Raw genomic sequence first — 19,297 nt, 5'->3', positions numbered from 1 at the left:
GAGTGTGTGTGAAACCGATCAAGTGGGTAGGACTCGTTGCAGCCATGATGCTGTCCTGGCAGTGTCAGGCTGATGATTTCAAGTTGGGTTATATCAACATCGATCGCGTTTATCGCGAAGCAGCGCCTGCGCAGGCCATCATGAAGCGTCTGGACCAGGAGTTCGGTTCCCGCCGGGAGGAACTGAAAGCCCTGCAGGCCAAGGGCAAGATGCTGGAGGCCCAGCTGGTCAAGCCGGATCTGCCGGACGCAGAGCGCAAGAATGATCAGCGCGAACTGGATTCGGTCATCCGGGAATACAATGCCAAATCGGCGTCGCTGAGCGAAGACTTCAATCAGCGTCGCGCCGAAGAGTTCGCTGCTTTCCTGCAGCGAGCCAACCAGGTGGTGCGCGATATCGCCGAAAAGGGGCATTACGACCTGATTCTGCAGGATTCGGTCTATGTCAGTCCGAAGTTTGATCTGACCGATACCTTGCTGAAGGCGCTGGATAAATAAACCACTTACCGTCGGGAGAAGCCGGCCCCGGGTCGGCTTTGTTTTTGATGTCCTATACCTTATCGCAAATCGTTGAGCGCCTCGGAGGCGAGCTGCGTGGCCAGGATCTGGCGGTGACGCGCGTTGCACCGCTGGAGGAGGCCGGTCCGGCAGAGCTGAGTTTCATCACGCATGCCAAGTACCGCAAGCAGCTGGAAAGCAGCGCAGCGGGGGCGATCATCATTTCGCCGCGTATTCTTGAAGCCGTGCCGGTCGATCGTCCGGTGATCGTGACGCCCGATCCTTACCTGTTTTTTGCCAAGGTGGCGACGCTGTTTCATCCGCCGAAGGCCGCGATGGCCGGTATCCACCCTTCCGCCGTCATCGGCGAGGCGTGCCGCATCGCCGCCAGCGCGGAAATCCGCGAGCAGGTCAGCATTGGCGCAAGAGTGACCATTGGCGAACGTTGTCGCCTGATGCCGGGCGTGGTCGTCGGGGACGACTGCGTGCTGGGGGATGACGTCGTTCTCTACCCCAATGTCACGGTTTACCACCAGTGCCTGATCGGTAACCGGGTCGCCATTCACTCCGGTACGGTGGTCGGTGGCGATGGCTTCGGCCTTGCCTGGACCGGACAGGACTGGTTCAAGATTCCCCAGACCGGCCGCGTGATCATCGAAGACGACGTTGAAGTCGGCGCCAATACCACCATTGACCGTGGCGCGCTGGCCGATACCGTGATCCGTCGCGGCGCCAAGATCGACAATCTGGTGCAGATCGCCCATAACGTTCAGATCGGCGAATACACGGCCATTGCCGGCTGCGTCGGCATTGCCGGCAGTACCCGTATCGGGGCCTATTGCACCGTCGGTGGTGCCGCCATGTTTGTCGGTCACATCGAGATTGCTGATCGTACCCATATTGGTGGCGGCACGCTGGTCTCCAAATCTATCCGCCAGGCGGACAACTATGCTTCATCGTACCCGTTGTCTACCATGAAAGACTGGCTGTCCAATGCCGTGCATCTGCGTCATCTCGATGAGCTGGTGCAACGGGTCAAGCAGCTGGAAAAAGAAATCAAAACCATCAAGAACAAGGACGTCCCGAATGACTGAACATGCCGTTTCGATCGATGTGCGCGAAATCATGCGCTACCTGCCACATCGCTATCCGTTTCTGCTGATCGATCGCGTGGTCGAGTTCGAGGCTGACAAGCGCATCCTCGGTCTGAAGAATGTCACGATCAACGAGCCGTTCTTTCAGGGGCATTTCGAGCATTATCCGGTGATGCCGGGGGTGCTGATCATCGAGGCCCTGGCGCAGGCGGCCGGGGTGCTGGCCATTCGCAGTGCCGGCCATGAGCGCAAGGAAAACGAACTCTACTTCTTTGTCGGTATCGACAAGGCACGCTTCCGCCGTCAGGTGGTGCCGGGCGATCAGCTGACCCTTGAAGCGGTACAGTTGCACAGCAAGCGCGGCATTGCCAAGTACAGCGCCATTGCGCGCGTCGGGCAGGAAATCGCCTGCGAGGCGGAAATCATGTGTGCCCAGCGGGAGGTGTGACATGAGCGCGTCCGCACGCATTCATCCGACGGCCCTGATTGATCCGGCCGCACGCCTGGCCGATGACGTCGAAGTCGGGGCCTACAGCATCATCGGGCCGAATGTCGAGATCGGCAGCGGCAGTCGCATTGGCCCGCACGTGGTGATCGAAGGGCACACGCGGATTGGCCGCAACAACCATATCTTCCAGTTTTGTTCGCTGGGCGCCCAGCCGCAGGACAAGAAATATGCCGGTGAACCCACCCGTCTGGAGATCGGTGACAACAACACCATTCGCGAATTCTGCACGCTGAATACCGGGACGGCCCAGGATGTCGGGGTGACCCGCATTGGCAACGACAACTGGATCATGGCCTATGTGCACATCGCCCATGACTGCCAGGTCGGCAATCACACCATCCTGGCCAACAATGCCACGCTGGCCGGCCATGTGCATCTGGGTGACTGGGTGATTCTGGGCGGCTTTACTGCGGTGCATCAATTTGTCATTATTGGCGAACACGCCATGACAGCGTTCTGCAGTGCGGTGGCTCAGGATGTGCCGCCGTTCGTCATGGCGCATGGCAATCGTGCCGTTCCCTCCGGCATCAATAGCGAAGGGCTGAAGCGACGCGGCTACTCGCCAGAGGCGATTCGCAGCGTCAAGAACGCCTACAAAACGCTGTACCGGCAGGGGTTGCCGTACGAGACGGCACGTGAGCAGATTCTATCCGAGGCGGCAGCCAGCGCAGAACTGGCACCGTTTACCCGTTTCTTTGCGCTTTCGGAGCGCGGCATTATTCGTTAAGCCATGCCAGAGATCACTCATAACTACGAAAAGACCCTGCGCGTCGCGATGGTTGCCGGCGAGGCATCCGGGGACCAGCTGGGCGCGCAGTTGATGGAGGCCATGATCCGCCGCTATCCGCGGATCGAATTTTTCGGGATTGGCGGTCCGCAGATGGAGGCAAGGGGGATGCGCTCCATGGTGCCGCAGGAAAGGCTGGCGGTGATGGGCTATGCCGATGTGCTCAAGCGGCTGCCCGAGCTGCTGCGCATCCGGCGCGATCTGCGCAATTTCCTGATCAAGTCGCGGCCGGATGTCTTCGTCGGCATTGATGCGCCGGACTTCAATCTGGCGCTGGAGACCAAGCTCAAGCAGGCCGGCATTCCGACCGTGCACTATGTGAGCCCTTCGGTCTGGGCCTGGCGCCCCGAGCGCATCCAGCGTATTGCGCGGGCGGTCAGCAAGGTGTTGTGCCTGTTCCCGATGGAGCCGCCGCTGTATAGCAAGGCTGGTGTGCCGGTCTCCTATGTCGGGCATCCGCTGGCCAGTGAAATTCCGCTGACCACCGACAAGGAAGCGATGCGTGAGCAGCTCGCCCTGCCGAAGAACGCACCGATTTTTGCCCTGTTGCCCGGCAGTCGCCTGAGCGAACTGGACTTCATGGCCCCGATCTACATCGAAACGGCCAGGTTGCTGCTGAAGAAGTTTCCCGAGGCGCAATTTGTCGTGCCGCTGGCCACACGCGCCACGCGGGACCGCTTCGATGCCATCCTGACCCGCATGAAAGCCTGGGAGCTGCCGATCCGCAAGTTGTTCGGTCATGCCCAGATGGCCGTGATTGCCAGCGATGTGGTGCTGGTCACCAGCGGAACCGCCACGCTCGAAGTCGCCTTGTGCAAGCGGCCGATGGTCATCAGCTACAAGCTCTCCACGCTGACCTACTGGATGGTCAAGCATAAATTGCGTCTGCCGTATGTCGGCTTGCCAAACATCCTGTGTGAACGGCTGGTCGTGCCGGAGCTGCTGCAGAAAAATGCCCGGCCGGAGAAGCTGGCGGCCGAGCTGGAACGCATCTATCAGGACAAGGACTATCAGGAAGAGCTGTCCGTGCTGTTCGACGAATTGCAGCTGCGCCTGCGTATGGATACTTCCGGGCAGGCAGCGCAAGACGTGCTGCAACTGGCGCTGTGAGCCTGATTTGTGGTGTGGATGAGGCCGGTCGTGGCCCGCTGGCCGGCGCAGTGTTTGCTGCCGCCGTGATCCTGGATCCGGCCAGACCGATCGACGGCCTGGCCGATTCCAAGGTGCTGAGTGAGGCGCGCCGCGAGGCGCTGGCCTTGCAGATCCGCCAGCAGGCGCTGTGCTGGAGTATTGCCAGCGCCTCGGTCGAAGAAATCGATCGTCTCAATATTCTGCAAGCCACCATGTTGGCGATGAGCAGGGCCGTGGCCGGGCTGACGCAGCAGCCGGACAAGGTGCTGATCGACGGCAACCGGGTGCCCAAGCAACTGACCCTGCCGGCCGAGGCCATCGTCAAGGGGGATGCCCTGGTGGCGGAAATCTCCGCGGCCTCCATCCTGGCCAAAACCGCCCGAGATGCCGAGTTGATCGAGCTGGACGTGCGCTGGCCGGACTACGGCTTTGCCCGCCACAAGGGCTATCCCACCCCCGAGCACCTCGCGGCCATCGCCGCGCATGGTGTACTGCCCGTCCATCGCAAGACATTTGGCCCCGTGCGCAAGATGCTCGGTCTGCAGCAGGGCGAACTGTTCTGAGGAAGACGTGTGGATCGCTGTTTTCCACCCCGGGTCAATGCTGATACGCGCGTGCTGCTGCTGGGGTCGCTGCCCGGCAAGGCCTCTCTGGCTGCCGGGCGCTATTATGCCCACCCGCGCAATCAGTTCTGGCGTCTGTTGGGCGATCTCCTCGAGCTGCCGCTGATCTCCCTGCCTTATGAAGCGCGTATCGACCAGCTGCTGGCTGCCGGCATCGGGTTGTGGGATGTGGTGGGGGCAGCGGTGCGCAAGGGCAGTCTGGATGCCGATCTGCGCCAGGTGCAGTACAACGATCTGACGAGTTTGCTGGATCAACTGCCTGCGCTGGTGGCCGTTGGTTTCAATGGCCAAACCGCGGCGCGGGCGATGCCCGTGCTGGCGGCCAGCGGCCTTGCCTTGCTGGCCTTGCCGTCTTCCAGTCCGGCCTACACGCTTTCCTATGACAAGAAACTTGCCCAATGGTGTGAAATTAGGCGATATTTGTAGTCAGAACTAATAGGGGCATGTGATGAATCGTTACTGCATCTGGTTTGTAACTCCCGACGACAGTGTGATGCGCCGGGCGGAAGTGGCTTTGAACGGGACCATTCACTGTCATCAGGCGCTGGAAGAAATCGAAGCGCAACTGGCGGTTGACTGCGGACTGAGCCAGGTGATGATTGTTGACTGGAAGCGATTCGAGGCTGAAGAGCCGGTGGCGTCGCCGCGAGCTGCCCGCGTCGCCTGATGGCATGCCGCAACTGAGTTTTCGCACCGAATCCGGTGAGATCTTGCTGGATATCTTTGCCCAACCGGGCACGCTGTTACTGGATGTGGCGCGCGCCAACGAAGTGCCGCTGCACTGGCGCTGCGGCCAGGGAACTTGTGGTACCTGCCGGGTGCGTGTCGTGCACGCTCATCAGCCCGGTATGGTGTCGATCACCCCCAAGGAAAGAAATGTACTGGTGCGCCATGGCTGTCTGCCCGCCAGTGCGCTGGCCTCGCTGAATGTGCCTGATCAGGCCGACAGCTGGCGCCTGGCCTGTCATCTGCCTCTGGATGACAGGGACTGGATCGTGATTGTTCCTTCGCCCGCCTGAAGGCGCTGCCACGATTGTTGCCATACCTGCAGGTCAGCCTGCACCGGCATGTCGCAAAACAAGTGAATGTTCCCTTCCTCGTCGATCAATCCCCGTATGCGCTCGTGACGCTGGCAGATCTCAAAGCCAGGATTGCCCCCCTGCTGATGCAGGCTGCGGTTGATGCGCAGGGCATAGCCGCCGAATGCTGTGCGCTGCCAGTCCTGATGGTGCAGTCGAATCTGCCATGTCTGCGGCCTGGTCAGCGAGCGCCACAGCACCAGCGCAATCAGCACCTGTCCGGCGAGCAGCAGCACATCGGCGACAGGCAGGTCAATTTGCCAGTACAGCGGAATCAGCAGCATTTCGGCGCCCATCAGGCACAGCGGACGCAGAATGCCGGGCCAGCAGGGTAGGCGGGACTTGCGGGATGACTTTAGCATTGACATGCGATCTGTTTAATATCGCGGCATTATTTTAAAGGCGCAATTATTCGCTTTAGTCAGCTGTCATGTCAAGAAGGATCAGGCTACCGCAGAGAAGCCGCTGCTGCCTAGCTGGCCAAGATAACCCACCAGCTGTGCCTGTACCGAGAAAGGCTGGCTGAGGGCCAGCACATTGGCGTATTGATTCAGCGCGGCAATCTGCGTGCCGGTCAGGCGTCCGGACTGGATGGAGGTACCCCGGTTCATCTGGTCGATCAGCGTGGCCAGGTTAAAGGTGTTGCCGCTGGCGTAGCCGATCAGGGTGTTGTTGCTGATGACCTGTTTTTGCAGGGCCGTCACACTGGCCGGCAAAATGCCGTGCCCGGCCCCGGCATAATTGCGCGACAGATCGATGAAGCTTTGCGAAGCCAGCGTCAGCAGGTTGGCTGCGCCGGTCTGGTCCAGATTGTAGGCAAAATTCAGGCTATTGCTGTTCACCGTCAACATGCCCACCTGGCCTGCCGATTGGGGCTGCTGAAACTGCAGCCCGATCTGATTCAGGGTGATCAGCGTTGAGCTGTTATTGCTATAGGTATCCAGTGCCGTTGCATTGAGCGAGTTGGCCAATTGTCCGGTGACGGCGTCATATTCCAGCGCACCGCCGGGGATCAGCAGATTGTTGATGTCGGCGCGCAAACTATTGAAAGCCGTAGCCAGGCTTTGCACATTGGTGGACAGGGTGTTCTGATCGACCCCGACCGAAATGGTGGTGGAGCCGGTGGACAGCAGCGAGGCGCTGACACTCGAGGCCAGTGTGATGCCGGTGTTGCTGCTGCTGGTGGCGCTGGTGCCGTTGACACTATAGGCGGCATCCGTGCCCGATTGTGCCAGCACCATGTTCTTGCCGGCGCCGCTGCTGCCGGTTGGGTCGTAGGCCAGTTGGGACAGGCCGGCGTTGTCCGTATTGTTGCCATCGCCATCGCTGCTGACGGTAATGCTGTAGTTGGCCGTGCTGCCGGTTTTGGTGCCGGTAAACAGCAGGCGGTAGCCGCCGCTGTCCTGTACCACGCTGGCATTGATCCCGGCGCCGGCGCTGTTGATGGCACTGGCGATGCTGCTTAGTGTGCCGTTGCTGATGCTGATCGAGGTGGGTGAAGAACCATCGGAGGCAAACGTATTGCTGCCCGAATTGTAGGTGCCGGTCTGGATGGACAGGGTACCGCTGCCAATCACTGTGCCGGCGCTGGCAAATGTCGTGCTCTTGACGGCCTGTGCCTGGGCCAGCGAACTCACGCTGACCTGATAAACCCCTTTTTGTGCGTAGGAATAAGCCGAAGCCGTCGCCACGGCGCTATTGCTGCTGACCGTATTCATGGTGCTGTCGCCATAGGCGAACTGCTGTAGCGCATACATGAAATTCGACAGGCTGGAGAGCAGTTGCCCATAGGAGGAAATGACCGTCTGGTCGTGATTGTTCTGACTGGTGGCATTGCCGATGGCGGTGGTGGTGGCCAGACTACTGCTGGCCGAGCTCAATGCTGAGTAGAGGCCAAGCGGTGAACTGAGCGAGGACAGGCTGTTCAGAGTGCTCATGATGTCATACCGGTAACATGCATCGCAGTTTAATCATAGATAAAATGATTAAAGTTTCTGCAGAGATTGCCGATATGGCGGATAAGGTCAGTTATATTTTTCTGCAACGACATAACGCGATTGCAAGGCGGGCGCTGCTGGCGCCCAGGAAAGTCAGCTGATCAGGCTGGCGGCCACATTGATTGACATGGCCAGAATGCTGGTGTTGAACACAAACGCCAGTATGGATTGGGCCAGCACCAGGCGCCGCGCACGGCGATTGAAAGGTGCGATGTCGGCGGTTTGCGAGGCCACGGCGATGGTGAAGGCAAAGTAGGCAAAATCCCAATAGTCCGGACTGGCCGGCCGATCCGGGAAAACCAGCGGTCGTGCATCCTCCCGTGCGCCGTAGTACAGATGGGCGTAGTGCATGGCAAACATGGTCGGCACCAGCAGCCAGGCGGCGAGCAGGGTACTGGCGGCCAGCACCAGATGGGTGCTGCGCGCCAGTCCGTGCAGGTCCTTGGCATTGGCCAGCTCCAGCACAATCGCCAACAGACTCATCACCACCCCGACACAGACACAGGTCAGCACCATGGCGGCACTTTCATCCTGGATGCGGGCGATATGGCGAATGCGTTCCGGTGTTGCACGCAACATCATGGTCAACAGCGACAGCAGATAAAACCAGCAGCCGCCGTTCCAGGCCAGCAAGACGCGCGTCAGCACCGGTCGGTCCGTTGGCAGCAAGCACATCAGCAGGGCCGCGAGCAGGATGGCCAGCAGTAATCGCGGACGGGCAGTCAGCAAGGATTTCGGGTTCATGGTGAAGGTCAGTTGCGCCGGGCTGCCAGCAGCTCGTGGATGCGCTGCATGTGGCAACGCTGGTTGTCGGGGTGGCCGATGTCGACCCGTGCCAGCAGCCGCTCGGTCTGCTGACGGTAGTGCAAGGCATGCTGATCGTGCTGGCGAATCGCGCTCAGCAGCGCCTGGGCACCGGCGTTCGCATCAAAGTCCGGGTAGTAGTAGCCGAAGTCGCGCAACCAGGGTGAGTTGTGAACCAACGGGTAGCCGCCATACAGCACGTCGTAATACAGGTAATTCAAACCGTTCTCCCATTGATGCGATACCACGACATCCGTATAGCGACCCAGGAACATCGGAATACGGTAACGGGCCTCGAAAGAGGCTACTTTGTCGCGGCAGACGCTCAGGGCGGCGGTCAGGTCACGAAAACTCGGATGCGACGTCAGGCCGCTGGTATTGGTGACGTAGACGGCCGACAGGGCCCCCGGATCCTTGCGATAGGCGGCTTCGCAGATCAGCAGGGGGGTCATGAAGGTTTTGATGACATTCAGGTTGGGCTCGAAGATCGCAACCCGTCTGGCGCCGTTGCCCGGCTGGTAGCCAAAATGGACGTCCGGGTCGGTGCGCGCCAGATTGTCCAGCTCCTGGCGGATAAAACGAGGGCTCCAGATATGCGGCATGATCCGCACCGGGGCGCGAAGCGCCAGCTCCCAAAAGTGCCGGCAAGTCTTTTCGTGCTGAGGCTGGGTCCAGATTTCGTCGAATACCGTGCCGTTGAAAGCCGATCCTGCCGGCAAATCGAAGCAGATCCGTTCGGCATCCATCACATAGTCATTGCCGCAGCGATAGGCCAGGACGATGCCGCCGCGACGGTGGACCTGCTCGGCCTGGGCGGGCTGAACCTGCGCCCCGCCTTCGATCAGAACGTCCAGCTGCTCGGCCACCTCCTCGAAACGGACCAGCGGCAGTGTCGGCTCAGCCAGGCGCAGGGCAGGCGGCAGCGTGTCGGCATCGCCGCCGTTGATCAGCCAGATCTGCCCGGCACCGGCCTGACGTAACAAATGAAACAGCAACAGCACATTCTGCAAGGTGCCGTTCGACCAGATCGAATAGCCTGGCTGATGCGTGGCAAACCAGGTGATACCAATATTGGGTGCGGGGGAGGTCATGTGGCGGCCGGCAGTCAGCGTGATTTGAACCAGTCCGACAGGGTGCGCCAGATGCCGAGCGAGCCGAACAACAGCCGCAGGATGCGCCACCAGCCGCGCCGGCGGCCACCCTGCCGGCCGCCCAGACCGATCAGCTGTGGCAACAATCGGCCCAGTAAACCGGTCAGGGAAAGGGTGTGCTGCAGTTGCTGCAGTTCCAGCCCAAGTTGCATGCGCAGGGCGTCGCCCTTGACCAGCAGCAGGGTCTTGCGCAATTCACGCTCTCGACGATTCATCGGTCAGTCCTGCAGCTTGAATAAGGTCTGGCAATCCTTGCGCACCTCTTGCAGCGTGGTCGCGAAGGCGGGCGGTTGATGCTGCAATGCGTGCATCAGACGCCAGAGCAGCAGCAGGCAGCTCAGTGCCGCCACCAGGGTCACGCCGGCCAGCACCCAGGCGCGCCAGGCCGCAGGGGTGAGCACCACCAGCAGCAGCAAGCCGGCCATCATGGTCAGCAGCAGGGCGCAGAATGCCGCGAAGGCCAGCAGCAATTGCGCCAGCAGCGCTTCTTTCTGCTCGCGCGCCTCAATGCTGAACAACTCGGCGCGGACCAGAAACAAAGAGACCGCCCGGTCCAGCAACGAACGAATCGTACCGGCTCGGGCGGGGCGTGGCGAGGAATCCGTCATGGCTTAGCGGCGGGAGATCAGCATGCCGAGCAGCAGGCCCACGCCTGCGGCGATGCCAATCGATTTCCAGGGATTCTCGTGAACGTACTGGTCGGTGGCCTTGGCTGCGGCCTTGGCTTTGCCGGCGATCAGTTGCTCGGCTTCGATCAGACGGGTTTTGGCCTGTTTCAGGTTGGCGCCGATGCGCTGACGTAATTCGCGCACCTTTTCACCCCCTTCGTCACCGGCACTGTTGAGCAGGTCTTCGGTATTGGACAGCACCTGACGGACATCCTGCAGCAGCTGTTCGTTATCGGCTGTCATGGCTTGGTGTGGCATCAAGAGGCTCCTTGTCGCAAGAAAAACCTTGTTCGGATGGCTGTCTGGCGCCGGTTTCATGACGAATTTCCTGAAACTCCGCGACAAACTATGCCATTTGTATGAGGCTGACTTCAATATAGTACGCTATCTCCGCCGGGGATGTGAGATGGATCAATTCCCCCCTTTGGCAGGGCGTGCCAGGCCGTGCGGCAGGCAGTATATGTGCATTTTGCAGACTATTATGATTTTTTATTCTTTTGAATTATATAAATGAGCGTATAAAGTAGGTTCCCATACGGATCGCCACTCAGGAGAACATGACATGGCCCAATGGTTTGCAGACAACTCCCAATCGATCGGCAATACGCCGCTGGTACGACTCAACCGCATCGCCGACGGCGCCCCCGCGACGATTCTGGCCAAGATCGAAGGCCGTAATCCGGCTTATTCGGTGAAGTGCCGCATTGGCGCCGCCATGATCTGGGATGCGGAAAAGCGCGGTCTGCTCGGCCCGGGCAAAGAGCTGATCGAGCCGACCAGCGGCAATACCGGGATTGCGCTGGCCTTTGTGGCTGCTGCCCGCGGCATTCCGCTGACCCTGACCATGCCGGAAACCATGAGCATCGAACGGCGCAAGCTGCTGCTGTCTTTTGGTGCCAAGCTGATTCTGACCGAAGGTGCCCGCGGAATGAGTGGCGCCGTCGCCAAGGCAGAAGAAATTGCCGCTTCTGATCCGGATCGCTACGTCCTGCTGCAACAGTTCAAGAACCCGGCCAATCCGGCCATTCACGAAGCCACCACCGGTCCGGAGCTGTGGAACGCCACCGATGGTCAGATTGATATCTTCGTGTCGGGTGTCGGGACCGGCGGTACCATCACCGGCGTCACCCGCTACCTGAAGCAAACCCGCGGCAAGGCCGTGCGCTCGGTGGCGGTCGAGCCGGCTGCCAGCCCGATTCTGACCCAGACCCGTGCCGGAGAGCCACTCAAGCCCGGCCCGCACAAAATCCAGGGGATTGGTGCCGGATTTGTCCCGGGGGTGCTGGATCTGTCGCTGATCGACGATATCGAGCAGGTGAGCAATGAAGAAGCGATCGAATTTGCTCGCCGCCTGGCGCGCGAGGAAGGTCTGCTGTCGGGTATCTCCTGCGGTGCCGCCGTGGCAGTGGCCGTGCGTCTGGCCAAGCGGCCGGAAAATGCCGGCAAGACGATCGTGGTGGTCCTGCCGGACTCCGGCGAACGCTACCTGAGCTCGGTCTTGTTCGAAGGTGTCTTCGATGCGGCCGGCCTGCCGGTCGAGACCGCCTGAGCGGCACGGCGCCGATGAGCACTGGTCTGGCTGGCAGTTTGCAGTCTGGCCAGTGCCTGAATCATGAGTACGGTACATTCACTCAGATTGACCTCCATGGCCGGCTGATAGCTGTCCGGCACCCGTTGTTGCTGCAAGATCTGCAGCGCCTGCTCAATATCCTGCCTTTGCCTTGCCGTCAGCCCCTGGGCCAGTTGCTGGCGAGCCAGGGGCGCACCGAGTGTCAGCAGCAAGTGGCCGAGCAATAGCAGATCCTGTGTATCCTGTTCGCCGAGATGTGTTTCCTCCGGTTCCAGCAGCATATTGTCCCGGGTCGTCGCCAACTGCATCAGTGCCGTCAGTGCATCACGCTGGGCTGCACGCCAGGCAATCAGTTGCTCCCCGTTCAGCGTCGCCAGCCCGCCCAGCCAGGCAATCAGTGCCGACATCAACCCTTCGCTGCGACGCCGGATCTGTGCGGACTCCCAGTCCGGACTCAGGTGACAGACCAGCAGGGCAATGACCGCGCCCAGCGCGGTATCCAGCAGCCGGGCCTCAATCACCCGCGCCTCCGGCACCAGCAGGTAGTACATCCACACCAGCATCATCGAGAAAAACGTCGCCGCCAGCAGATAGTCCAGCGCAGCCAGCCCCAGCCCGAGCATCAGGCTGAGGAAGGTCAGCCCGAGCAATAGCCAGGGATCATGACTGAGCGCCAGCACGCCGACGGCCAGGGCACAGCCCAGGACGGTGCCTTTGACGCGCTGGATGCTGCGCTGCCAGCTCTGACCGAAGCCGGGGCGCAGTGCAACCACGACGGTCAGGACGATCCAGTTGTCGTGGGTGCCGTGGCGCCAGGCCGCCAGCCAGAGTGCCAGCAACACGGCCAGGCTGAGTCTGGCTGCATAGGAAGTGGCCGGCCGGGCCAGCCAGTTGGCCGGCTTGCTCAGCAACGGGGCCGGCGCGCGATAGAAATGCATCACCTGGTGGATGTCAAAGCCGCTGGTGTTGCTGGTCGAACGCAGGTCACGCGCCAGTTTGGCGATCAGGCGGCGCATTTCGCGAATCCGTTGCACGCTTTCTTGCAGATTGGCGAGCACCGGTGACGGCAGCGTGGGCGCGACGGACTGCAGGTTTTGTTCCAGCTGCTGCAGTCGCGCCGGCTCCAGGCCAAAGCGGTGCAGTTGCCGGTGTGTCGACAATGCCATGGCGATTTCATCCAGCAAGCCCGCGCCATGATTCAACACATCGCGCAACTGACGCAGTAGCGGGTGGCTGGCCGGGGGCTGGCGCAACGCAGCAAAGTCGGTGTGTGCGGCGACCACCAGGTCAAACAGCGCGACACAATCGGCCATCAGATTGTAAAGCTGCCACTGCGCGGGGGAGAGCGATTCGGGGGGCTGCCGGCTCAGCTCGCCCAGAATCAACTCGCGTGTCAGCAAGTGACGCTGCTGCTGCCGATTCTGCGAAGCCAGCAAAGCCATGCTGCCTTGCCTTGGGGAGATGGCAGGGTCGTAGCACAAGGCGCGGGCGCGGAACTGCTCGGCCGTGGCAAACAACTCATCGGCCAGCGCACGGCGATGCATCTGATGCCGAAACAGCCGGCAGATCGTCAGGGCAAAGGCCACATACCAGAGCGCCCCGATGACGACGCCCTCCAGATAGGCCAGTTCGTAATCCAGTTGCTTGCCACGCAGGCTCAGGGCCACCGCCATCGTCATGACGGCATTCAGACCGATAATCCCGCTTTTGAGGCCAAACTGCATGGCGTAGGCCCCGGCGGCACTGATCAGCAACGCTGCCAGCCACAGCCCCGGCTCGCTGTGCATGGCCAGCGTGATCAGGCTGGCGCTGGCGATGACGGCCAGGGCGCACCACAGCATTTCCCTGCGCTTGCCGGATAACGGACCGGGCAGGTCGATCAGGCCGACATACAGGGCGCTGGTGGCGGCGGCGAGGCCGCTGACCGGTCGGTCCAGCCAGACAAGCAGCAGCAGGCAGGGCAGAAATGTACCAAGGGCGACACGCAGCGACCAGAACAGTGACTGGCCGTAAACAAATTTGCGGCTGGCATGCAGCAGGCGGGTGAAGCGGGGAGGCAACAAGGGGGTATCCGGCTGAGACATGGCTCACCGTGGTGAGCCATGTGACGATGGGCCGTCGGACATCAACGGTCGTTCGAGGTACGGATCAGCAGAGTGGGAATGGACGCGGCGCGCAGCACGCCTTCGGCCACGCTGCCCAGCAGCAGGCGCTTCAGTCCGGTCCAGCCATGGGTGTTCATGACGATCAGGTCGGCGTCCCAGGCCCTGGCATCTTCTGCCAGCACGTGCGGAATCTTGTCGACCCAGTTTTTCAGGACCTTGCACTCCGACGGCACATTGAACGACTGGGCCAGTTGCTTGGCCTGCAGCAGAATTTCACTCTGGCCATCTGCGACTTGTTGCATGTCGGCAGCCGGCACGAAGTCGGTATTGCCCCAGCCCGGTTCGCTCATATTGGCCACATGAACGATGCGCAGGGTGCCGCCGCTGACCTGGGCCAGCTTGCATGCCTCGGTCAGCGCCTGAAAAGAAGCTTCACTGTTGTCTACAGGAACAAAAATGCGTTGATACATTTGTCTCTCCCGAGAAATGAGCCCGCTGCCGCTGCCTCTGTTTGCGCGCACCGTCAGCCGACCATGGCCATAACATATCACTCCCCCGGAGGCGGGACAAATGTCCTGCCGGTCTTACTGCCCGCCGGCCTGACGGATCAGGTTGGCAAACTCGTGCTGCTTGTCCAGCTGGCGCAGCAGGTTGTCACAGACCAGGTCGCACAGGGCGTAGATATTCGGGTCGCTGATACCATAGTAGACACTGGTGCCGCGCCCCTGGCGCGATACCAGGCCATGCTTGGCCAGCAAGGACAGGTGTTTGGAAACGTTGGCCAGCGTGCATTGGCAGACCTGCGCCAGTTCGCCGACGTTGCGCTCGCCGTTGCGCAGTTCGTTGAGGATTTTCAGGCGGGTCGGTTCGGCCAGGGCCTGAAAGTACTGGGCGACCTGAACCAGTGCCTGATCGGGTAATTGCGCCATGCGATGCTCCGGACATGCCAAAGTAAACTTGAGTATTCAAATTATTGGTCAAATAATGAAATAGAGCAATGTCCCCTCGTCAAGGAGCAGCCATGCAAACCAATGTCGGCAGTATTGATCGTCTGTTACGTATCCTTCTGGGGGTGGTGCTGATCGCGCTGGTGCTGGCTGGCGTGATCGGCCCCTGGGGCTGGCTGGGCGTGGTACCGCTCGCGACCGGTCTGATTCGTTTCTGCCCGCTGTATCGCCTGATTGGCTGCCAGACCTGCCAAAAACAACCCTAGGCGTGCCGTTGCCAGCAGGATAGGCTCACTTTTTCTGTAATCTGGCTTAAAAAGAAGGAAGAACCCGCGGCCAGCCACGGGTTCTCGCCTCGTTCTGCGGAACGCTTCCCGCCCCATGGCGGATGATCAGCCAGGAAACGTCCATGCTCTATCCCGTGCGCCTCGCGATGCTGTATTGCGCCCTGACAGCACTGTTTGTGCTGTGCTTCACGCTGGGCTGGAATGAACAGACACGTGAAGGCATGTTGCTGTTTGGCTGGGGCTATGTGGTGTTGTCGTCTCTCGGCTGGTGGTGGCTGCTGCGGCGTGAGCATCGCTACTTCGAAGCTCACCAGGCCAGGCTGATCAACGATGCCATTCATGATGCCCTGACCCAGCTGACCAATCGTCGTGCCTTCCTCAGCAACCTTGAGTCGGCGATTCATCGCTCACGGCGCCATCACACCCGGCTTGGCCTGGCCTTCATTGATCTGGATGGCTTCAAGATGGTGAACGACATCTACGGGCATGGGGCCGGGGATGTGTTGCTGATTGCCGTTGCCCGGCGCCTGACCGAAACCGTGCGCAAGGGCGACCTGGTTGCCCGTGTCGGCGGAGACGAGTTTGTGGTGTTGGTCGAGCCCGACAAGCAGGAAGGTTGTGAAATCCTGGCCAAACGCCTGCTCAAGGCATTTCAGCAGCCCTTCGAACTGGCCGGCCAGCGCTTGAATATCTCGCTCAGTATCGGGGTGGCGTTTTTCCCTGATCATGGTGAAGAGGCGGCCCAATTGCTGACGGCGGCCGATCTGGCCATGTACCGGGTGAAAAAAGGCGGTCGTGATGGCTATGCCGTGGCCAATGAAGCCGAGTCGCGCGGCTTGCCCAGTTCAGACCATGACACCTTGCCCAGTTGAGAAGCATTTGCCTTTGCGTCTGCATACGGCAAAATGGTGGCCTATTCAAACAAGGGCGAGACGATGAAACTGCTGGAAGAATTCAAGGCGTTTGCAGTCAAGGGCAATGTCATCGACCTGGCGGTCGGCGTGGTCATCGGCGGGGCGTTCGGCACGATCGTCAAGTCACTGGTCGACGATGTCATCATGCCGCCCATCGGGCTGCTGATCGGCAACGTCGATTTCAGCAATCTGTTCATTGTTTTGCGCGAGGGTGGCAAGCAGGCCGGTCCCTATGTGTCGCTGGCGGCGGCAAAGAGTGCCGGGGCGGTCACGCTGAATATTGGCCTGTTCGTCAATGCGCTGGTCAGCTTTACCATCGTTGCCTTTGCCATTTTCATGCTGCTCAAGCTGATCAACCGTCTCAAACGGGAAGAGGCCGCCGGACAAGTGGCTGCCCCTGCCGGCAAAACCTGCCCGTTCTGCCGCAGCGAGGTCCATGCCGAAGCCAGTCGCTGCCCGCACTGCACCTCTCAGCTGGACTGAACCGGCGGCATCGGCCCGCTGTACTGCGCCCTTGGCCGGATCGGCTGCCGACTGGTGCGCTGCTCGTCGATATGGGCCAGCCACCCGACGCTGCGGCCGAGGGCAAACAGGCCGAAAGCCGCCCCCTCGGGCAGCGCCAGCGAGCGACACAGTGCGACCAGGGCAAAATCCAGCGAGGGCAGCAAGCCCGTGCTTTCGGCCATATGGCGCTGCAGCTGCTCGCTGACATGATCCAGCGTCAACCCTGACAGGATCTGTCGGGCGCGCGGATCGCCCTGCGGGTAGAGCGGGTGACCAAACCCCGGGATGTCTTCGCCGCGCAACTGGCGTGCCGTCACGGTGTGCGCCACATCGCCTGTCCCGATTTCCTTCAGCAGCGCCATGACGCGGGCGGTGGCACCTCCATGACGCCCGCCGGACAGCGTGGCCAGGGCGGCAATCAGTGCCGAGCGGGTGCTGGCACCGCTGGCAGTTGCACAGCGTGCGGCAAAGCTGGACGGGTTGAGCTCGTGATCGGCGCACAGCACCAGCGCCATGCGGACCCGCTCGGCGTCCCGCTTATCCAGTCCCCAGGCCTGTGCACACCATTGATGCAATGGCAGTCCCGGTAACCAGACATCACATAGCGCCGCTGCCAGCGTGGCCATCAACTGGACATGATTACCCGCCTGCCGGGCAGGCGTTGCCGTGCCGCAGTCTGCCGGCAGATCGGCACTCAGGGTAACAAAACGCGTCAGCAACCATTCCGGGTCGGCCAGTCTGGCTGAGGTACCGGCAGCTTGCCATGCCCGATCTGTCGGCAGTGGCAGGGAGGGGGTCTGCCACAGCAGGGCGGCCAGTTGTTCCAGCGTGACCTGTTGCGCCAGCAGGGCGGCATCGTGGCCACGGAAGAACAAACGTCCCTGATCGATCAGCGTGATGGCCGAGGGCAGTACCGGCAAACCCCAGTCCAGCGCGGTGCGCGCGACATCACGCGATTTGCGCCCGCGCCGACGCTGTTGCTGCAGGGTCTGGACTTCATGCAGCAGATACCGTCTGGCACGGGGCGTATCGCCAGGCAGCGTATGCAGCAAGCCACGGCTGACATAGGCATACAGGGTGGACAAAGTGATGCCGAGGCAGTCGGCGGCTTCGCGGGCCGTCAGGGTTTGCATGGTCATCGCCCTCATAGGTTGATCGAATCAATCAAGATTGACTATATATTGGCAGCCCTTACAGTGGTAGCTCTGACTCGTATGGAGCCTTGCCATGTCTACTCAGTTCTCTAATGCCCGCCACATGCTGCAACAGTTCTGGCTTGCGGCACAGGGCGATCCAGCCTGGTGCGACCAGGTCGATTTTGTCGCCGAAGGCCAGTTGCCTTCTTGTTACCCGGTCACCGATCTGGCTGCCGCCGCCGTCGCTTCGGCGACGCTGGCGCTGGCAGAGTGGCGCCAGCTGAGTCAGGGTCTGAGCGGTCGGGTAGAGGTCGATCGGCGGCTGGCCTCGCTGTGGTTTGCCAGCTCCATCCGGCCTCAGGGCTGGGCCTTGCCGCCCAGCTGGGATGCCTTGGCGGGGGATTATGCGACGCGCGATGGCTGGATCCGCTTGCATACCAATGCGCCACATCATCGTCAGGCTGCCTTGCAGGTACTGGCAGTGACTGCCGATCGTGCCGCCGTGGAGGCGGCGGTGTCCGGCTGGGCCGCCGAGTCGCTCGAGGCGGCAGTGGTCGCGGCCGGTGGCTGCGCCGCCGTAATGCGCAGTCAGCAAGACTGGGAACGCCATCCTCAGGGGCGGGCGCTGGCCCGTGAGCCCCTGTTGGCCATTGAGTCTTTTCACGCAGGCAGTGCGCGCGACTTGCCCGTCGATCCGCAGCGACCACTGGCCGGGGTGCGGGTGCTGGACCTGACCCGGGTGATCGCCGGGCCGGTGGCGACCCGGTTTCTGGCCGCCGCCGGGGCCGAGGTGCTGCGCATCGACCCGCCCGGCTGGCACGAACCCTGGGCGGAGCAGGAGCTGACGCCGGGTAAGCGCACTGCGCGACTGGATCTCAAGTCACGCGACGGGCTTGAGCAGCTCTGCGCCCTGTTGTCGGGGGCCGATATCCTGGTGCATGGCTACCGGGCCGATGCCCTGGCGGCACTGGGGCTGGATGCTGCGCGCCGTCGCGTACTGCAGCCCGGTCTGATCGAGGTGGCACTGGATGCTTATGGCTGGTCCGGACCGTGGGCGTTACGGCGAGGCTTTGACAGTCTGGTGCAGATGAGCTGCGGGATTGCCGAAGCCGGTATGCGTCTGGGGGGCAAGTCGCGCCCGACACCACTGCCGGTACAGGCACTGGACCATGCCACGGGCTATTTACTGGCCTGTGCGGCCCTGAGGGGGCTGAGCCAGCGCCGACTGGACGGGCAGGTATGGCGGGCGAACAGCTCGCTGGCCAGGGTGGCCTGCTGTCTGCAGCAGGCGGGGACCAGTGTGCAGGGAATGGGCGCGGCGGGATGGACAGAAACCGGGGCGGATTGGGCTGATTACACAGAACAAACGGCGTGGGGCGCCGCACGGCGCCTGAGAATGCCGGCGCAGATCGATGGTTTTGCCTGGCCGATCGTCAGCCCGGCTGGCGCGCTGGGCAGTGATACGCCCGTGTGGCACGCCCGGAACGGATGATGC

General features: G+C 61.5%; 25 protein-coding genes. 14 read left to right on the top strand and 11 right to left on the bottom strand.

Going from position 1 to position 19,297, the window contains the following annotated elements; translation table 11 throughout:
• Positions 1-8 precede the first annotated feature (8 nt).
• Genes JNO51_RS08435 through JNO51_RS08395 form a run of 9 tightly spaced genes read left to right on the top strand, consistent with a single transcriptional unit; the run spans position 9 to position 5,659 of the window.
• The gene (locus JNO51_RS08435) at positions 9-497 is read left to right on the top strand and encodes an OmpH family outer membrane protein (protein WP_252346215.1); all 489 of its coding nucleotides are present in this window, start codon (positions 9-11) and stop codon (positions 495-497) included.
• 47 nt (positions 498-544) lie between these two features.
• Positions 545-1,591 carry a UDP-3-O-(3-hydroxymyristoyl)glucosamine N-acyltransferase gene (gene lpxD / locus JNO51_RS08430; RefSeq protein ID WP_215782567.1) on the top strand — a complete coding sequence of 349 codons (1,047 nt, stop codon included), beginning with the start codon at positions 545-547 and terminating at the stop codon, positions 1,589-1,591.
• Complete coding sequence (gene fabZ, locus JNO51_RS08425) at positions 1,584-2,039, top strand: 3-hydroxyacyl-ACP dehydratase FabZ (protein WP_215782566.1); 456 nt, start codon at positions 1,584-1,586, stop codon at positions 2,037-2,039. The genes lpxD and fabZ overlap by 8 nt, the downstream gene beginning before the upstream one ends.
• A gap of 1 nt (position 2,040) precedes the next feature.
• Positions 2,041-2,826, top strand: a complete 786-nt coding sequence (gene lpxA, locus JNO51_RS08420) for an acyl-ACP--UDP-N-acetylglucosamine O-acyltransferase (protein ID WP_215782565.1) — start codon at positions 2,041-2,043, stop codon at positions 2,824-2,826.
• Positions 2,827-2,829: 3 nt separating this feature from the next.
• Positions 2,830-3,996 carry a lipid-A-disaccharide synthase gene (gene lpxB / locus JNO51_RS08415; RefSeq protein ID WP_215782564.1) on the top strand — a complete coding sequence of 389 codons (1,167 nt, stop codon included), beginning with the start codon at positions 2,830-2,832 and terminating at the stop codon, positions 3,994-3,996.
• A 2-nt stretch (positions 3,997-3,998) separates the two neighbouring features.
• Positions 3,999-4,580 (top strand): ribonuclease HII, encoded by a 582-nt coding sequence (gene rnhB / locus JNO51_RS08410; protein WP_215782681.1) that lies wholly within the window; start codon positions 3,999-4,001, stop codon positions 4,578-4,580.
• Between the two features lie 9 nt (positions 4,581-4,589).
• Positions 4,590-5,066: a DNA-deoxyinosine glycosylase gene (locus tag JNO51_RS08405; RefSeq protein ID WP_215782563.1), complete on the top strand. Its 477-nt coding sequence runs from the start codon at positions 4,590-4,592 to the stop codon at positions 5,064-5,066.
• 22 nt (positions 5,067-5,088) lie between these two features.
• Positions 5,089-5,307, top strand: coding sequence for a hypothetical protein (locus JNO51_RS08400; RefSeq protein ID WP_215782562.1), 219 nt, complete (start codon positions 5,089-5,091; stop codon positions 5,305-5,307).
• A 4-nt stretch (positions 5,308-5,311) separates the two neighbouring features.
• Positions 5,312-5,659 carry a 2Fe-2S iron-sulfur cluster-binding protein gene (locus JNO51_RS08395; RefSeq protein WP_215782561.1) on the top strand — a complete coding sequence of 116 codons (348 nt, stop codon included), beginning with the start codon at positions 5,312-5,314 and terminating at the stop codon, positions 5,657-5,659.
• Here the strand turns inward: JNO51_RS08395 and JNO51_RS08390 are convergent.
• The 7 genes from JNO51_RS08390 to JNO51_RS08360 form a co-directional block, all read right to left on the bottom strand.
• Complete coding sequence (locus JNO51_RS08390) at positions 5,605-6,081, bottom strand: hypothetical protein (RefSeq protein WP_215782560.1); 477 nt, start codon at positions 6,079-6,081, stop codon at positions 5,605-5,607. The genes JNO51_RS08395 and JNO51_RS08390 overlap by 55 nt on opposite strands.
• An 81-nt stretch (positions 6,082-6,162) precedes the next feature.
• Complete coding sequence (fliD, locus tag JNO51_RS08385; protein WP_215782559.1) at positions 6,163-7,656, bottom strand: flagellar filament capping protein FliD; 1,494 nt, start codon at positions 7,654-7,656, stop codon at positions 6,163-6,165.
• A gap of 153 nt (positions 7,657-7,809) precedes the next feature.
• Entirely contained in the window at positions 7,810-8,460 is a 651-nt protein-coding gene (locus tag JNO51_RS08380) for a DUF1345 domain-containing protein (protein ID WP_215782558.1), read from the bottom strand.
• Between the two features lie 8 nt (positions 8,461-8,468).
• Positions 8,469-9,611 (bottom strand): DUF2827 family protein, encoded by a 1,143-nt coding sequence (locus JNO51_RS08375; protein ID WP_215782557.1) that lies wholly within the window; start codon positions 9,609-9,611, stop codon positions 8,469-8,471.
• Positions 9,612-9,625: 14 nt separating this feature from the next.
• Positions 9,626-9,886 (bottom strand): hypothetical protein, encoded by a 261-nt coding sequence (locus JNO51_RS08370; protein WP_215782556.1) that lies wholly within the window; start codon positions 9,884-9,886, stop codon positions 9,626-9,628.
• 3 nt (positions 9,887-9,889) lie between these two features.
• Entirely contained in the window at positions 9,890-10,279 is a 390-nt protein-coding gene (locus tag JNO51_RS08365; RefSeq protein WP_215782555.1) for a phage holin family protein, read from the bottom strand.
• A gap of 3 nt (positions 10,280-10,282) precedes the next feature.
• Entirely contained in the window at positions 10,283-10,597 is a 315-nt protein-coding gene (locus tag JNO51_RS08360) for a YqjD family protein (RefSeq protein WP_215782554.1), read from the bottom strand.
• A gap of 304 nt (positions 10,598-10,901) precedes the next feature.
• Here JNO51_RS08360 and cysK point away from each other — a divergent pair, with 304 nt between their 5' ends.
• Positions 10,902-11,888 carry a cysteine synthase A gene (gene cysK, locus JNO51_RS08355; RefSeq protein WP_215782553.1) on the top strand — a complete coding sequence of 329 codons (987 nt, stop codon included), beginning with the start codon at positions 10,902-10,904 and terminating at the stop codon, positions 11,886-11,888.
• On the opposite strand, the gene JNO51_RS08350 is transcribed toward cysK, so the two are convergent.
• The 3 genes from JNO51_RS08350 to JNO51_RS08340 all read right to left on the bottom strand — a co-directional run bounded on the left by JNO51_RS08350 (position 11,822) and on the right by JNO51_RS08340 (position 14,943).
• The gene (locus JNO51_RS08350) at positions 11,822-13,993 is read right to left on the bottom strand and encodes an FUSC family protein (protein ID WP_215782552.1); all 2,172 of its coding nucleotides are present in this window, start codon (positions 13,991-13,993) and stop codon (positions 11,822-11,824) included. The two genes, cysK and JNO51_RS08350, sit on opposite strands and share 67 nt — an antisense overlap.
• Positions 13,994-14,034: 41 nt before the next feature.
• Positions 14,035-14,484 (bottom strand): universal stress protein, encoded by a 450-nt coding sequence (locus JNO51_RS08345; protein ID WP_215782551.1) that lies wholly within the window; start codon positions 14,482-14,484, stop codon positions 14,035-14,037.
• Positions 14,485-14,598: 114 nt separating this feature from the next.
• The gene (locus JNO51_RS08340) at positions 14,599-14,943 is read right to left on the bottom strand and encodes a helix-turn-helix transcriptional regulator (protein ID WP_215782550.1); all 345 of its coding nucleotides are present in this window, start codon (positions 14,941-14,943) and stop codon (positions 14,599-14,601) included.
• A 92-nt stretch (positions 14,944-15,035) separates the two neighbouring features.
• Here JNO51_RS08340 and JNO51_RS08335 point away from each other — a divergent pair, with 92 nt between their 5' ends.
• The 3 genes from JNO51_RS08335 to mscL all read left to right on the top strand — a co-directional run bounded on the left by JNO51_RS08335 (position 15,036) and on the right by mscL (position 16,645).
• Positions 15,036-15,227 (top strand): DUF2892 domain-containing protein, encoded by a 192-nt coding sequence (locus JNO51_RS08335; RefSeq protein ID WP_215782549.1) that lies wholly within the window; start codon positions 15,036-15,038, stop codon positions 15,225-15,227.
• Between the two features lie 143 nt (positions 15,228-15,370).
• Positions 15,371-16,120 carry a GGDEF domain-containing protein gene (locus tag JNO51_RS08330; RefSeq protein ID WP_215782548.1) on the top strand — a complete coding sequence of 250 codons (750 nt, stop codon included), beginning with the start codon at positions 15,371-15,373 and terminating at the stop codon, positions 16,118-16,120.
• 63 nt (positions 16,121-16,183) lie between these two features.
• Positions 16,184-16,645: a large-conductance mechanosensitive channel protein MscL gene (gene mscL / locus JNO51_RS08325; protein WP_215782547.1), complete on the top strand. Its 462-nt coding sequence runs from the start codon at positions 16,184-16,186 to the stop codon at positions 16,643-16,645.
• Here the strand turns inward: mscL and JNO51_RS08320 are convergent.
• Complete coding sequence (locus JNO51_RS08320) at positions 16,633-17,799, bottom strand: citrate synthase family protein (protein ID WP_215782546.1); 1,167 nt, start codon at positions 17,797-17,799, stop codon at positions 16,633-16,635. The two genes, mscL and JNO51_RS08320, sit on opposite strands and share 13 nt — an antisense overlap.
• Before the next feature lie 94 nt (positions 17,800-17,893).
• On the opposite strand from JNO51_RS08320, the gene JNO51_RS08315 reads away from it, so the two are divergent.
• A complete protein-coding gene (locus JNO51_RS08315; protein WP_215782545.1) occupies positions 17,894-19,294 on the top strand; it encodes a CoA transferase in 1,401 nt (466 codons plus the stop codon).
• Positions 19,295-19,297: the final 3 nt, after the last annotated feature.

The sequence above is a fragment of the Paludibacterium sp. B53371 genome, assembly GCF_018802765.1.
GTDB lineage: Bacteria > Pseudomonadota > Gammaproteobacteria > Burkholderiales > Chromobacteriaceae > Paludibacterium.
Note: the sequence above shows the minus strand (reverse complement) of the source record. Positions and strands in the feature narration are given on the sequence as shown.